Source organism: Peptoniphilus sp. DNF00840 (assembly GCF_001553125.1).
Classification (GTDB): domain Bacteria; phylum Bacillota; class Clostridia; order Tissierellales; family Peptoniphilaceae; genus Peptoniphilus_A; species Peptoniphilus_A vaginalis.
Map to the genome: position 1 here is coordinate 1 of NZ_KQ960244.1, position 14,498 is coordinate 14,498.

Annotated in this window: 14 protein-coding genes and 8 tRNA genes; 3 read left to right on the plus strand and 19 right to left on the minus strand. The window is 35.4% G+C overall.

Going from position 1 to position 14,498, the window contains the following annotated elements; genetic code table 11:
* The 7 genes from HMPREF1864_RS07155 to HMPREF1864_RS07185 form a co-directional block, all read right to left on the minus strand.
* On the minus strand, window positions 1–1,430 hold a 1,430-nt coding region (locus tag HMPREF1864_RS07155), incomplete at its 3' end, for a hypothetical protein (RefSeq protein WP_197415087.1).
* A 254-nt stretch (window positions 1,431–1,684) separates the two neighbouring features.
* A complete protein-coding gene (locus HMPREF1864_RS07160) occupies window positions 1,685–2,713 on the minus strand; it encodes a hypothetical protein (RefSeq protein WP_062572114.1) in 1,029 nt (342 codons plus the stop codon).
* 83 nt (window positions 2,714–2,796) lie between these two features.
* The gene (locus HMPREF1864_RS07165) at window positions 2,797–3,843 is read right to left on the minus strand and encodes an ABC transporter substrate-binding protein (RefSeq protein WP_062572125.1); all 1,047 of its coding nucleotides are present in this window, start codon (window positions 3,841–3,843) and stop codon (window positions 2,797–2,799) included.
* A gap of 8 nt (window positions 3,844–3,851) precedes the next feature.
* Window positions 3,852–4,634, minus strand: coding sequence for an ABC transporter permease (locus HMPREF1864_RS07170; RefSeq protein ID WP_062572115.1), 783 nt, complete (start codon window positions 4,632–4,634; stop codon window positions 3,852–3,854).
* Window positions 4,634–5,464 (minus strand): ABC transporter permease, encoded by an 831-nt coding sequence (locus HMPREF1864_RS07175; RefSeq protein ID WP_062572116.1) that lies wholly within the window; start codon window positions 5,462–5,464, stop codon window positions 4,634–4,636. The genes HMPREF1864_RS07170 and HMPREF1864_RS07175 overlap by 1 nt, the downstream gene beginning before the upstream one ends.
* 1 nt (window position 5,465) lies before the next feature.
* Window positions 5,466–6,500 (minus strand): ABC transporter ATP-binding protein, encoded by a 1,035-nt coding sequence (locus tag HMPREF1864_RS07180; RefSeq protein WP_062572117.1) that lies wholly within the window; start codon window positions 6,498–6,500, stop codon window positions 5,466–5,468.
* Between the two features lie 10 nt (window positions 6,501–6,510).
* Window positions 6,511–7,050 (minus strand): helix-turn-helix domain-containing protein, encoded by a 540-nt coding sequence (locus HMPREF1864_RS07185; RefSeq protein ID WP_062572118.1) that lies wholly within the window; start codon window positions 7,048–7,050, stop codon window positions 6,511–6,513.
* 163 nt (window positions 7,051–7,213) lie between these two features.
* On the opposite strand from HMPREF1864_RS07185, the gene HMPREF1864_RS07190 reads away from it, so the two are divergent.
* Together HMPREF1864_RS07190 and HMPREF1864_RS07195 are read left to right on the plus strand one after the other, a co-directional pair.
* Window positions 7,214–7,588 carry a hypothetical protein gene (locus HMPREF1864_RS07190; RefSeq protein WP_062572119.1) on the plus strand — a complete coding sequence of 125 codons (375 nt, stop codon included), beginning with the start codon at window positions 7,214–7,216 and terminating at the stop codon, window positions 7,586–7,588.
* 218 nt (window positions 7,589–7,806) lie between these two features.
* Entirely contained in the window at window positions 7,807–8,514 is a 708-nt protein-coding gene (locus tag HMPREF1864_RS07195) for a heparan-alpha-glucosaminide N-acetyltransferase (RefSeq protein ID WP_082718931.1), read from the plus strand.
* On the opposite strand, the gene HMPREF1864_RS07200 is transcribed toward HMPREF1864_RS07195, so the two are convergent.
* The 4 genes from HMPREF1864_RS07200 to HMPREF1864_RS07215 are packed head-to-tail and all read right to left on the minus strand — an operon-like array spanning window position 8,515 to window position 12,276.
* The gene (locus tag HMPREF1864_RS07200; protein ID WP_062572120.1) at window positions 8,515–9,369 is read right to left on the minus strand and encodes a TPM domain-containing protein; all 855 of its coding nucleotides are present in this window, start codon (window positions 9,367–9,369) and stop codon (window positions 8,515–8,517) included. It abuts the gene before it with no gap.
* 9 nt (window positions 9,370–9,378) lie between these two features.
* On the minus strand, window positions 9,379–9,951 hold the full coding sequence (locus HMPREF1864_RS07205) for a LemA family protein (RefSeq protein WP_062572121.1): 573 nt from the start codon (window positions 9,949–9,951) through the stop codon (window positions 9,379–9,381).
* Entirely contained in the window at window positions 9,941–11,122 is a 1,182-nt protein-coding gene (thiI, locus tag HMPREF1864_RS07210; protein WP_062572122.1) for a tRNA uracil 4-sulfurtransferase ThiI, read from the minus strand. The genes HMPREF1864_RS07205 and thiI overlap by 11 nt, the downstream gene beginning before the upstream one ends.
* 8 nt (window positions 11,123–11,130) lie before the next feature.
* Complete coding sequence (locus HMPREF1864_RS07215) at window positions 11,131–12,276, minus strand: cysteine desulfurase family protein (RefSeq protein ID WP_062572123.1); 1,146 nt, start codon at window positions 12,274–12,276, stop codon at window positions 11,131–11,133.
* Window positions 12,277–12,421: 145 nt separating this feature from the next.
* On the opposite strand from HMPREF1864_RS07215, the gene HMPREF1864_RS07220 reads away from it, so the two are divergent.
* Window positions 12,422–13,384 (plus strand): ribonuclease H-like domain-containing protein, encoded by a 963-nt coding sequence (locus tag HMPREF1864_RS07220; RefSeq protein ID WP_062572124.1) that lies wholly within the window; start codon window positions 12,422–12,424, stop codon window positions 13,382–13,384.
* A gap of 278 nt (window positions 13,385–13,662) precedes the next feature.
* On the opposite strand, the gene HMPREF1864_RS07225 is transcribed toward HMPREF1864_RS07220, so the two are convergent.
* The 8 genes from HMPREF1864_RS07225 to HMPREF1864_RS07260 form a co-directional block, all read right to left on the minus strand.
* Window positions 13,663–13,749 (minus strand) — tRNA-Leu (locus HMPREF1864_RS07225).
* 41 nt (window positions 13,750–13,790) lie between these two features.
* A tRNA-Arg gene (locus HMPREF1864_RS07230) sits at window positions 13,791–13,867 on the minus strand.
* A gap of 9 nt (window positions 13,868–13,876) precedes the next feature.
* A tRNA-Gly gene (locus HMPREF1864_RS07235) sits at window positions 13,877–13,951 on the minus strand.
* Between the two features lie 24 nt (window positions 13,952–13,975).
* Window positions 13,976–14,061: transfer RNA gene (locus tag HMPREF1864_RS07240), tRNA-Tyr, on the minus strand.
* A 26-nt stretch (window positions 14,062–14,087) separates the two neighbouring features.
* A tRNA-Thr gene (locus HMPREF1864_RS07245) sits at window positions 14,088–14,163 on the minus strand.
* Between the two features lie 54 nt (window positions 14,164–14,217).
* A tRNA-Asp gene (locus HMPREF1864_RS07250) sits at window positions 14,218–14,294 on the minus strand.
* 6 nt (window positions 14,295–14,300) lie between these two features.
* Window positions 14,301–14,376 (minus strand) — tRNA-Val (locus HMPREF1864_RS07255).
* Between the two features lie 3 nt (window positions 14,377–14,379).
* Window positions 14,380–14,454: transfer RNA gene (locus tag HMPREF1864_RS07260), tRNA-Glu, on the minus strand.
* Window positions 14,455–14,498: the final 44 nt, after the last annotated feature.

Sequence of the window (14,498 nt, forward strand, 5' to 3'; positions counted from 1 at the left end):
ACGGCTACTTTCTTCGTCGGAGCAACAAGATCGAGGACCGTGCTTACTAATTTCTCCTGTGTTTGCTCAACTTTCTCTAGTGCTGTTACATAATCAGCCTTGCTCTTTAGCTCCGTCGATTCAACTAAAGCTTTCATTTTTTCCAACTCAGCCTCATAAGCCGCGATACTTTCCGGTGTCTTGTTTTTTATATCTTCAGCTTTTTCTTCGAGCAGCTTGTTGTAAATTTGAGTGAAAAGGGATTTTGCTAATTGTTTTGTATCTTGAGTTATGTTAAAATCAGCTCCACTTAAAGGAAGTGCGTATAATAAATACTTGGATTGGTAGCTCATACCTATCCTATCTTGATCTGCTCTAGAATCTGGTATAGAAATTTTTACCTTATATTCTGTTGCTCCTACAGGTAGTTGGATGTCTTTACTAAGAAATGTGCCAACTGTTCCGTTAGGTTTTCGGTTATTTTTGTTTATTAAGTTTTCTGCTTCGTCTTTTGTTTTTCCTGTAACATCAAGTTCTTTAACATTTCCATCTTTTGCTGGTGTCAATTCAGAATCCTCATCTTTTGGAAAGAATTCCTTTTTTGTTGGATAGAATTTCTCATTATATACTTCTGCCCACTGATCATCTTGATTGTGAGAAAGAACTACTACTTTGTACCCGGCCTTTTTGCCATCGGTATCTCCTGTATAACCTATTTTGAATCCAACTTTAACCTTTGAGCCTGTTTCTGGAGAATAGGCTTTAAAGGTTTTTTCTATACCATTAAATCCCTTTACATTTCTTGATATTTCTTTTCCTTCTCCGGTGTACTTATATGGAGGAGTGCCTTCATGTGCTAGTTCTGTTCTGTTCGCACCTGTTACAGCTTTGCCTAATAGGAGAGTATAGTTATTTGTTGTGTCAAGGACACTTTCTTGTACGAAAGCCTCTTCTTTTCCTCCCTCTTTTCCGCCAGCTCTTGTGACATTTATTGTTCCTATAGGAAAGAATCCATACTGTGTTTTCTTGGCAATGGCGAACTTTCCGCCATCAATGGCAGTCCAGCCGCCAAATTCCGTGATTTCCTTTATCTTGCCGGCTTCTACTTTAGCCTTGTCTCCCAAGGCATCCATTTGTGAATTGACTTTGCTATTATTTTCAACATTTTCCGGTAATGATTTTAGTATGTCTGAAAGAGTTTTAGAGTCAGCATCTTTGATTTTGGAGTTATCAAAAATTTGGTTTGCAGATTCATCTACATCCTGATTACTAATACCCCCCCCCACTTGTGGGACGCCACCGGCTGCTACTACATCCATTTTTAAAGGATAATAGAAAGAGGATGTTAGCATTGTAAAGGCAAGTGTTGCCGTCAAAAAACGAAATTTATTTTTACCTAATATCGTTTTCCTTATTCTTTTAATTATAGGTTCTTGAAATTTCCTTTTCATAATTGAAACCCTCCTTGGTTTTAGAAAATTTAGAATAACACAAAAAAACAAAGGGACAAAATCTAAATACTGAGGTCTTTTACTCTTTAATCCTATAAAAGAGTTTTGGATTTCATCAATTTCTCTGTATCATTACTATACAATTATATTAGTCTATAATCTTCTATATTGCAAGTATTCTTTATCCCTTTGTTCATTTAATTGTCATATCATATATTTGTATTTATAAATTGGTTTTAATCTTAAATCTTTACTTATCCAATGAATACTCTTGGTATCACAAAGAAAATTAGTGAAAAAACAAAGTACATTAATAAAAATGCAGCTGATTGTTTTATTTCCTTGCTATTTATATTAAAGTCGCCATCGGATGCAAGTAGCCTTGCTGCGATTGAGGCAATAAATCCTAAGATTGGATAGACTATTAGGACACCAAGGTTGCTTGTTCCCTTGTCCATAAACCTATAGAAAGCAGGGATCATTATGAAGAGGGCGCCAAGATAAATTTTAAAGTTACCCCTATCAAACCAAATTAGAGCAATCATTCCCACTGTTAATACTAAGAAGATAACTGTGCTTGCTGTGTTGATAAGAGAAATTTTATTTATTAGTCCTTGGTTAATTAATTCGATCTTATTTACATAATAACCTGAGTTTGTGTAAGCTTCCTTGACGCTGTTGTTTGACTTAATTGATTCAGTCCAATTTTCTACCTTTGCATTTGTCACAAATATTGAAGCATCTTCAACCTTTTGTCCACCTGAAAAATATAGTGGGTTTGCTGGGTAGTAAACTGTGAATTCATATTCGCCAACTTTTTCCTTTAGGTCAAGTTTAACTTCACTCACTGCCTTGAAGTCCTTGTTGTCTGTCTTGTTATAAAAATCTTTTACCTTTAATTTTAATTTTTCTTCGAAAAGAGATTTGTTAATTTTATCGAAGTCTCCCTTTAGGTTGACCTTTGACTTGCCATAAGTAATTCCTTCTCCAAAGAAAATTTGTCTATTAGGCCTACCTAAGATTCTTGCTGTTGAGTCTTCGCCTTTGTAATTAAATTTTATGTCGTATTTTATTAGATTTTCTTGGCCTTCTCTTGCCATGGATCTTGTAACTTGTAGATTTTCTACTCCATCAGCATTGTTAAAAAGAATTCCGTCGAACTCCCTATCTACGTCAGCGTTTGGCCACATAAGAGACTTACTGAAAAAAGCAGTTAGAGAAGCTAACATAAGTACTAGTATGAAAATTGCAAAAACCACAAGCTTTTTTATTCTCTCGTTCATTTTAAACCTCCATTATGAAAACATTTCGCTTAATATACATAATATCACATAGAGGTCTTAAAATAAACAAATTTATTAGCATATTAAAGATTAGAAGCATTTATTTCTGTCCAGATTCTATCGTAAACTTTTATAAAATCTCCTAGGTCCTTAAAGGATTCTAGTGGTGGAAGTTTGTCGATATCTGGATAAGCAACCTTTGAGTTTTTTATTTCATCTGGCAAAAGTTCCTTCACTCCCTTAACTGGTGAAGTGTAACCCACGCAGTGCTTAACATTTTTTGCTTGAACTTCTTTTTCTAGCATATAATTAATAAATTTTTCTGCTCCTTCAACATTTTGTGCATTCTTTGGAATAACCATAGAGTCGTACCAGATGTTTGAGCCTTCCTTTGGCACTACATAGTCAAGGTCTTCGTTTTGTTGCATCATAAGAAGGGCATCCCCTGAGTACATTACTGATAGGTTTGCATCTCCTTGGACTACAACATCACGTCCATCATCATCAAGGTAAGCATATACTAGAGCTTTTTGTTCTATTAGCGACTTCTTAGCTTCTTGCAATTCCTTTTCATTTGTTGAGTTTATAGAATATCCCAATCTTTTAAGGGCAACTCCAAGAGTATCCCTTTGTGAATTGTACATAATTATTTGGTTCTTATATTTTTCATCCCAAAGGATATTCCATGAGTCAACCTTGTCCTTAACTTCTGCCTTGTTGTAGATAATTCCAACAGTGCCCCAGAAGTATGGTACAGAGTATTTGTTTTCTGGATCGAAGCTTGGATTTTTTAAGATGTCTTCCACATTTGCAAAGTTTGGAATCTTACTGAAGTCAATTTCTCTTACAAGTCCTTCTTTTATTAGTCTTTCAATCATATAATCACTAGGCACAACTACATCATACTTGTCTTGTGATTGGGTCATCTTGATATAAAGGTCTTCGTTTGATGCATAAGTGTCATAGTTTACCTTGATACCTGTTTCCTTTTGGAAGTCCTTTAGGATTTGTGGGTCAATATACTCTCCCCAGTTGTAAACATAGATTTCTTCTTTTGGTGTTTCCCCCTTACCACATCCTGTTAGGGACAATACCATTAGGAGAGCAAGAGCAAAAATAATTTTTTTCATCTGTTTCATTAAATTACCTCGATTTTTTTCATTTTTTCACTTCTCTTGTTGATTATCACAAGAAGGATTAAAAGTGCTACTAGCATTAAGGTTGATACTGCATTTATTGATGGATTGATTCCCTTTCTCGCCATGGAATAAATTGTTATTGAAAGGTTTGATACTCCTTGGCCTGTGTTGAAGAAGGAAATAACAAAGTCATCAATGGAAAGTGTAAAGGACATTAGTGCCCCAGTTAATATTGCAGGTTTAATTTGCGGAATCACCACATTTAATATTGCATAGGTTGGAGTAGCTCCTAGGTCTAGGGCTGCTTCTACTGTGTTTTTTTGCAGTTGATTTAACTTTGGCAGGATTGAAAGAATAACATAGGGAATGCAGAAGACAATGTGTGAAATTATCATTGTTGTGTATCCCATTCTTATGTTAAAGAGTCCAAAGAGACCCATAAGGGCAACTGCTGTTACAATATCGGGGTTAATTACTGGCAAGTAATTTATATTTAGGATGGCATCCCTTTTGACTCCCCTTAGTTCATTTATGGCAATGGCAGAAATAGTTCCAACAATAGTTGAAATTACTGTAGCCACCACTGCTACTATTAGTGTTGTCCAAAGGGAGGATAATATCGCTGGGTCAGTAAATAAATTTTTGTACCATTTAAGGGTGAAGCCTGCCCAAGATCCCCTTAGCTTGGAGTTGTTAAAACTAAAGACTACTAGGATGATAATTGGTGCGTACAAGAATAAAAATATTAAAAACAAGTAAATCCTATCTATTATTTTTTTCATTATAGACCACCTCCTATTTCGCTAGTTTTAATTTTTCCGTTAAATATCTTTGGAATAATCAATATCAAAAGCATAATTACAATCAAGATCATAGAAATTGCAGATCCAAAGCCCCAATCTCCTGTGAAGGTGAATTGTTTTTCAATTAGGTTGCCAATTAAGTAGAAGTTGTTTCCACCTAACAAGTTTGGCACAACAAAAGTTGAAATTGCCGGTATAAATACCATGGTGATACCAGTGTAAATTCCTGGCAAAGAAAGTGGAAGTATAACCTTTATAAAAACTTTGAAGTCGTTGGCTCCAAGGTCCTTTGCTGCTTCAATTAGTTTCTTATCCATTTTTAATAAGACTGTGTAAATTGGCAAAACCATAAAGGGCAAAAAGTTATAAACCATACCAATCATTATTGCCTTGGAATTGTACATAAGGTTCCAGGGTCCCCAGCCAAAAAGTCCAATGAATTTATTGATTAGTCCCTTATTGCCAAGAAGGGTAAGCCAAGCATAAGTCCTCAAAAGGAAGTTCATCCACATTGGAATTATAAAAATTAAAATCATATTGTTTCTTGCTTTTTCGCTCATTTGCGAAATTATATATGCCACTGGGTAGCCAATAATTAGGCACAATATAGTGGAAAGCCCTGCCAATACAAGAGATGTAAGTAAAATTTTTACATAAAGAGGCTCAAAAAACCTTGTGAAGTTGTCAAGTGTGAAGGCAAAATCTCCTAGGTCTGTGTTTGAGCTCAAAGAGTGGGCAAGTATTAAAAATAGTGGGAAGACAATAAATACTAGGCCCCAAAATAAATAAATTAATGAAAATTTCTTCATATTAACCTAGCCTCATAACGTGAATTAGGTCTGGTTTGATGATTATGCCTGTCTTTTCTCCCACTTCTCTTTTTTCTGTTGATTGAACAAGCAAGGAGTAGCCGCCAATATCCACTGTCATTTCATAGTGAACTCCCTTAAAGACAAGACTTGTTACTATGCCTTCAACTTGGTAGTTTTCATCAACTAAAATCACATCTTCAGGTCTTACTACTACTTCTACATCTTCATTGACCTTAAAGCCCTTGTCAACGCAAGGAAAATCATAATCTAAAAATCTTACCTTAAAGTCCTCAAGCATCCTTCCCTTGATAATGTTGGACTCGCCAATAAAGTCTGCAACAAAGGCATTCTTTGGCTCGTTGTATATATTTATTGGGCTATCCATTTGTTGAATCTCGCCATTGTTTAAAACCACAACAGTGTCGCTCATGGAAAGAGCTTCTTCTTGGTCATGGGTAACGTAAATGAAAGTTATGCCAACACTTTTTTGTATCCTCTTAAGCTCTATCTGCATGGCCTGTCTTAATTTCAAGTCAAGGGCACCAAGGGGTTCGTCAAGCAACAAAACATCTGGCTCATTTACAAGGGCTCTTGCAATAGCTATCCTTTGTTGTTGCCCACCTGATAGGGACTCTATCTCTCTATTTTCAAATCCCACAAGGTTAACAAGCTTTAAAACTTCCTTTACCTTTTCCTTGATGACTTTCTTATCCATCTTCTTAATCTTTAGCCCAAAGGCAATGTTGTCGAAGACATTCATATGAGGAAAGAGAGCATACTTTTGGAAAACTGTGTTGATTCTTCTCTCATAGGCTTCCTTGTTTGTTATGTCTTCTCCATTAAAAAGAATTTGTCCCTCATCTGGCTCCTCAAAACCACCAATTAATCTCAAAATTGTAGTCTTGCCACAACCTGACGGTCCAAGAATTGTAAGGAACTCATCCTTCTTTACCTTAAAGTCAAAATTTTCTAAAATTACATTGTCGCCAAAGCTCTTGCTAATATTTTTTAATTCAATTACATAATTTTCCATATTTCACCGCCTAAAAATTTGGTGGAGATGATATCCACAAAATCTCAGTATCGCACTTTCCTTCATTTTTTAAGTAATGGGACTTTGTCGCCTTGAAATAAAAGCACTCGCCCTTCTTCACCTTGTACTCTTCACTTCCATAATAGAGTTTGACCGATCCCCTTAGGACAAAGCCAAACTCCTCGCCCTCATAGGGTTGGATCTCCTTGGACGTTCCGCCTGGTTTAATTAAAATCCTCATAGGCTCCATTTGGTTTTTTTGTGCATTGGGAATAACCCAGTCAAGGACATAGCCAAGCTCTTCATTTTCACTTTCGAAAAAGTCCTCTTCAGCGAAAATTATTTTTTCATTTTCTTCCCTCTTAAAAAAAAGGCTAGGGTCAGTACCAAGGGCCTCAAGAATATCTAAAAGAGAGTCGACAGATGGCGATGTCAAATCCCTTTCGATTTGAGAAATGAAACCCTTAGTGAGCTCTGACCTATCTGCCAGCTCCTCTTGAGTAAGTCCTTTTTCAATTCTCATTTCTCTTATTTTATTTCCAATATTCATTGCATCACCTATAATATTAAACAAATTACTTAAATTATTAAACTCATTAGAGTATAAATGTTAAGATATTTAAAGTCAAGATTATTTATTTACAAAATTTTACATTGACAAATATAATTCTTTACTTTATCATTTAATCATACTAAATTATTGGGAGGTATTTATGAAAAAAACTTTTGGTACATTATTACCTATATCTTTGTTGTCATTACAATTAATAAGTCCTATCAATGCTTTTGCTAATCAATATGACTACTCTACAGATAATTCATACTCAACATCTATAGAAATATTAAACAGTGATAATAATTTTCAAGATAGGTCTTCGTCACTAGCTGTTTTTTTTGCTGGAGTTATAGTTGCTTGGGTAATAGATGGAGTTATTGAGTATACTACTGGAAGACCACCAGCTAGTTGGATATCTTACGGATTAGAAAGAATAGAAAAATACATAAAGTCAGAGGCTAAATTAACCAGAAGACCTGTATATGTTAATGATTGCATTTTAGATCCTTATGGATGTCAAGGGAATGAATGATTATGTCTGATAAAGTATTTTTAGGTATTCTCGGATTTCTATCTTATTTTATCATAAAAGGTGTTTACCTTTTTCTTATAAGTAAATACTGAATAATATCTTATATAAAAAGCCACAAGAGAATATTATATAATATTCTCTTGTGGCTTTTTATATAGTCTTATTTAATATTTATTATACCTCTCTAATTTATGCTATAATTTTTCTGAGGTGTAAGAATGGATACAATTAAAAAAAGATACAATGCCATAGATTTTTTGCGTGGCTTCACAATTATAAATATGATAATTTTTCACGGTCTCTTTGACCTTGAAAATTTTTATGGTTTTAATTTCAACCACAACTTTTACTACTACCAACAATATATTTGCATTTCCTTTATTTTGATCTCAGGTTACTCAAGCCACTTTTCCAATACCTTTAAGAAGAAGTTTTTAATCTTAACTGGACTTTCTCTCTTAATCACTCTTGGGTCCTACGTCTACTCCAGGAAAGATGCAATTTATTTTGGAATCATTCACTTCTTTGCTCTTGCGACTTTGATCCACATTCTAATAAAAAATTACATAAAAAAAATAAATCCAAGGCTTGGACTTATTTTAAGTACGATTTTATTTGTTTGCCTAAAGAGGATTTACTACGGAAGTATTTTCTTTGGGAAGATTTCTCTCCCAAAGTCCCTTTATGATTTAAACTTATTTATCCTTGGTCTACCCGGCGACAACTTTTCATCAGGTGACTATTTTCCTATTATCCCCTGGATATTTTTATTTTACATGGGCTACTTCCTCTTTGACTTAGTAAAATTTACAAAAAAAGAAGCCTCCCACAATATTATAAATATCATGGGTAGGCATTCTCTTTTAATTTATTTTCTCCATCAAATTCTTTTGATTGGAATTTTTTCTCTTATCTTTGGCTTTTGATTAAATGCTTCCGCTGGCACCTCCGCCACCAGAGGAACCTCCTCCGCCGAAGCCACCAAAGCCTCCGCCGCCAAAGCCACCAGATGATCCACCGAAGCCACCTGATCCTCCAAAGTCACCAAAGCCGCCAAAGGAACCTGGTCCCCAGAAGATTACTGGCCCTTGTCTCCTTCTCCTGCTTCCTGGTCCACTTCCGCCACCAGGTCCTCCATTATTTCTATTCCTAAAAATCATAGAAATTACAGCAATGATAAAAATTAATTTAAAAATTGCCAAGAAGGGATTTCCATCTTTGTAATAATCATCAGAATAATCAATTTCCTCTTGTGGCTCTCTTGCCGCGATGTCAACTCCATATTCTCCTTCATATAATTTTATTATTTGGGCATATCCTTCAAGGACTGCCTTCTCAAAGGGTCTGTCATTTTCATTTTCATTTTCAGCAACAACCCTTCCCATTTCCCTTATAATTCTTGATGCATAGGCATCAGGGACAAAGCCCTCTGCCCCATATCCTGTCTCGATTTTTACCATCCTATTGTCCTTATCAAGTAGGGCAAGAAGGATTAGAACTCCATTGTCCTTGTCTTTGTCGCCAATTTTTATGTCATTGAAAATCTTTGTTGCATATTCTTCAAGACTATAGCCTTCCAAACTTTTTACAATGACAACTCCTATCTCCCCACCAGTTTTCTTTTTTAAGTCATAAGTGGTTTTGTTGAGATAGTCTATAGTCTCCTGGCTCAAGGTATTTGTTTCATCATAAACATTATAGGACATTTTGTCCTTGTCAAAGGCATAGACATTAAGGACAAGAATTAAGGCAAATAATATTGTAGCTAACAATTTTTTCATAGCTATCTCCTAAAATTTAACTTCTGGTACTTGATTGTCCTTTTCTGAAACTTCAAAATAATCTCTTGGTCCAAAACCTAGGATTTTTGCAATTATATTTGTTGGGAACCTTCTGACCTTTTGGTTGTAAGCCTTAACTGTTTCGTTGTATCTCATTCTTTCTGTGGCAATCCTATTTTCAGTCCCTTCAAGTTGAGCTTGTAGGTCTAGGAAGTTTTGGTTTGCCTTTAATTCTGGATAATTTTCCACAACAAGATTAAGTCTACTAATGGCTTCTGTTAAGTTGTCGTTGGCTTCAGCAAGTTTCTTAGGTGTATTTGCTTCAGTAACACCTGCACGAGCCTTAGTTATTTCTGTGAAAGTTTCCTTTTCGTGACCTGCGTATCCCTTAACAGTTTCTACAATGTTTGGAATTAAGTCAGCACGTCTTTTTACTTGGTTTTGGACTTGTGCCCAAGCACCGTTAACATCTTCATCTAGCTTAACTAGCTTGTTCCATTGACCTCCGAAGAAAATTGCAATTACAACAACTACGGCTATAATGGCAATAATTCCAGCTCTGCCTCTGTTTTTACTCTTCATCGCTTCCTCCTATTTTTTCAATTTTCATTTTACCTATAGCTTCTTCCACCAGCTTGTCACAGTCAAGTGGCTCTTCAGACTTTTCTATTCCCTCAATACTTGGAGTCAAAAGTGGGTGTTTTGGCAAGAATACTGTACAGCAATCTTCATAAGGTAGGATTGATGTCTCATAAGTATCAATGTCCTTGGCTATGTCAATTATATTTACCTTATCCATCCCAATTAGTGGTCTAAAGACAATCTTATCTGTGATAGCGTCAGTTACCTTTAATCCGTCTATAGTTTGTGATGCAACTTGTCCCAAGTTTTCACCTGTGATTATGCAGTCGTAGCCATTTTCTCTTGCAATCTTATCTGCAATCCTCATCATAAACCTTCTAGATATAATAGTCATTTCATCTTCAGAACAGTTTATATTTATTTCCTTTTGGATATCCAAAAGGTTTACTGAATAAAATGTCAAATCTCCTGAGAAGTTTGAAATATCTTCTGCAAGTTTCTTAACCTTTTCTTCTGCTCTTTCAGATGTGAAGGGATAGGAATGGAAGTGAAGGCAATCCACAAGGACTCCTCTTTTTGCCATCAAAAATCCTGCAACTGGAGAGTCGATCCCACCTGATAGGAGAAGAAGTCCCCTGCCATTTGTACCTGTTGGAAGTCCGCCATGGGCTTTAATCTTATCTACATAAATATAGGTATCCTTTTTCAAATCGCAGTAAACAAAAAAGTCCGGATCATGAACGTCAACCTTGATGTCAAAGTTTTTTAAGACCATTCCACCAATTTTTGCTGAAATTTCCATGGAATTAAGTGGGAACTTTTTATCCCCCCTATTTGTCTTAACCTTAAAAGTTTTGTATTCTGGATGGTCTTTTAAAGTTTCACCTACAATTTTTACAACTGCTTCTTCAATTGTCTCCCACTTAGTTTCAACCTCACAAGTCGGTGCAATATAGACAATTCCAAAAACGTGCTTTAACCTATTTATTAATTTTTCATCGTTGTCGCCACTTACTTCAACGTAGATTTTACCCATATTGTGGTAAATTTTTCCGTGGTCAAGATTTCTAAGATTCCTCTTAACAGATTTAATTAGCTTCTCTATAAACCTGTGTCTGTTTTTCCCTTTGAGGATGACTTCCCCAAGTGAAAGGGCCATAACTTTTTTCATTCAATCACCTATCTCATTATTTTTCTTATTTCATCAACATATTTTATTAATTTTTCTACAAAAATATCTATATCTTCTTTTGTTGTGTCCTTAGAAGTACAAATTCTTATAGTTCCCTCAGCATACTTATCAGAAAGTCCAATTTTCTCAAGAGTTGTGGACTTGTGAGTCCCATTAGAGGTACAAGCAGATGCAGTTGAAATATAAATTTCCTCTCCTTCGAGGTAATGGAGAAGAACTTCTGCCCTAATATCTAATATAGATAGAGAAACAATAAAGTCTGTGGAGTCTTCTGGCGTGTTAATCTTATAGTCTTCCAGATTTTCTTCCAACTTCTTAAGTAAATATTCTTTAATTTCTTTTGCGTGGGCAAGTCTCTTGTCTAAGTCTCTCTTTGTTAGTTCACAAGCCTTGCCAAATCCAAGGATTCCTGGCACATTTTCAGTTCCTGACCTAAGACCCTTTTCTTGACCTCCACCAATTACAAGGCTATTTATCTTTACATCTTTTCTTTTATATAGGGCTCCCATCCCCTTTGGTCCATAAATCTTGTGAGATGAGAAAGAAAAAGTATGGCAGCCTAGGTCCTTAACATTGACAGGAATTTTCCCAACAGCTTGGACTCCATCAACATGACAAAAGACATCCTTGTTAACAGACTTGGCTATTTCAAAAATTTCCTTGACCCTATTGACAGTCCCCAGCTCGTTGTGAACATAGATTAGAGAAACTAATATTGTGTCCTCATCCATGACTTCCTTAAACTTTTCTATGTCGGCAGCACCTGTTTCATCTACATCAAGATAAACAACATCATAGCCCTTTTCCTTATAGTGTTTAAATTGGTCGTCAATAGATGCGTGTTCAATGGCAGAAGTTATTATCTTCTTGCCCCTCCTCTTGTTCTTTTCTATTGCACCGTGTACGGCGATGTTGTTGCTTTCAGTCCCTCCAGAAGTGAAATAAATTTCTTCAGCCAGAGCTCCAATAAGGCTAGCTGCATTCTTCCTTGCCACATCTATTTCCTTTTCAACCCTGTGACCAAAGCTGTGAAGTGATGATGGGTTAGCAAAGTCATCAGTAAGAGCCTTCATCATTACTTCAACAACTTCTTTATCTGGTTTTGTAGTTGCACAATTATCTAAATATATCATATAACATCCTTCTATCTATTCTTAACTTTCTACTAATTTTATATTATAACACGACTTGCTTCTTGATTTCTAACCTTGAACCTATTTAATGAGAATTTTTATAAGAATAAAAAGTTTTTAATGTTATACTTAAGATGGTGATAATGTGAAGGTTTTAGAAAGAGAAATTTCTCCACCAAAGAGAAATTATTTAAAAATAGAAACATCAGGACTCTCAAGAGACTTGGACTCAATTATATCCATTGGTATCGCAGAGAAGGACTCCCATAAGATAAAAATTTATTATGTAGAAAGTTTTAAAGACGAGAGATATTTGCTGGAAGAAGTCCTTCCACTAATTGATGGAAAAGTCTTTATAACTTATGCAGGTAAGTCCTTTGACTTGGGTTTTTTTAAGGCAAAGTGTCAAATGTATTTCTCGAAAGATTTTTCCTTTAACTTTATAGACCTACAAGAAGTTACAAAAGCCTACAACTTTATCTTTAAACTCCCATCACACTCTAACAAAGTTCTTTTAGAAAATTTTCTAGACCCTTCTAACTTATCAAAAGAAAAAGACTACCAGGGAATAAAAATAAAATCACTTTTTAAAAAGTTTATAGAAGGCGACAAGTCATCAATGGATAGGATCTTGGACTACTCTTTAGAAAGTCTAAAGAATTTAATTTTATTAGATGGGTCTATTAGAGAAAATTTAAAAAAAGAACTTAGCTTTAAAGTATCAGTCAGTGACTTTACTTTAGAAGAATTTGAATTATTGGGAAACACCATAATCTTGCAAGGAAAGACAAATTATCCAGAAGACTACTTTGCATCAAGAGGACTATACAGCCTTGAAGTCTTTAATAAGCTTGAAGAAAAGCTTTCATTTTTAAATTTAAAAGAATATAACAAATCCTTTGTAATAAAAATAAACACAGAAGACGGCATATACGATGAGAAAAATAAGTGCTACTTCATATTAAAAAAGGACTTTCCGCTTAGCTTAGAAAATAAAAGCAAGCTTAAAAGTCCTTCAAAAATTATAATTTTGTATTATTTGGATCATATCTTTGAAAACGAAAAAGAATTATGTAAAAAGATATTAGAAGTAGAATTAAAAAACTAATAATAAATTGATTTTAAAAATTTTTTTAAGCTAGAATGCTAAGAACAAAATAAGCATTATCTGTTAATACTTCTGAATTCAAAACATTTAAAAGTTACTGATCTAAATCATAAACATATTAAAAGCTTGGTATGATCCAAGTTTTTTTGTTTGAAATTTATTATATCAGCCACTAATAGGAATATATTAAATAGCACTTCTAAAATATCTGACTTTAATTATTTCAGAATAATAAAAAAATATTAAAAAAGACTACTTAAATCAATAAGTAGTCTTACTGGTGCAGAAAGAGGGACTTGAACCCTCACGCGATTTCTCGCACATGCCCCTCAAACATGCCTGTCTGCCGATTCCAGCACTCCTGCACGGGCAAAAAAAAGCTTGTAATAAAAATTACAAGTTTTTGTGGCGTATCCTAGAGGATTCGAACCCCCGGCCTTCTGGTCCGTAGCCAGACGCTCTATCCAGCTGAGCTAAGGATACATAAAAAAATGGAGCGGATGACGAGATTCGAACTCGCGACCCTCGCCTTGGCAAGGCGATGCTCTACCACTGAGCCACATCCGCATAAATAAAAATTATATAAAATTTTGGTGGAGGAGAGTGGATTTGAACCACTGAAAGTAAAACTAACGGATTTACAGTCCGTCCCCTTTGGCCAACTCGGGAACTCCTCCATGTTGTAAGTCCTAATAAGATTTTTTGGAGCTGGTGGGAGGACTTGAACCCCTAACCTACTGATTACAAGTCAGTTGCTCTACCAATTGAGCTACACCAGCATCTCACTTATTAATAATAACATATTTGAAACAAATTTGCTATATAAATTTAATTGGCGACCTGGATCGGGCTCGAACCGACGACCTCCAGCGTGACAGGCTGGCATTCTAACCAACTGAACTACCAGGCCCAATTTTGGTGGACACAATAGGGCTCGAACCTATGACCCCCTGCTTGTAAGGCAGATGCTCTCCCAACTGAGCTATGCGTCCATCTGGTGACCCTGCCGGGAATCGAACCCGGGATACCACCGTGAAAGGGTGGTGTCTTAACCGCTTGACCACAGGGCCTTATTAAATTTGGTAGCGGGAGAAGGATTTGAACCTCCGACCTT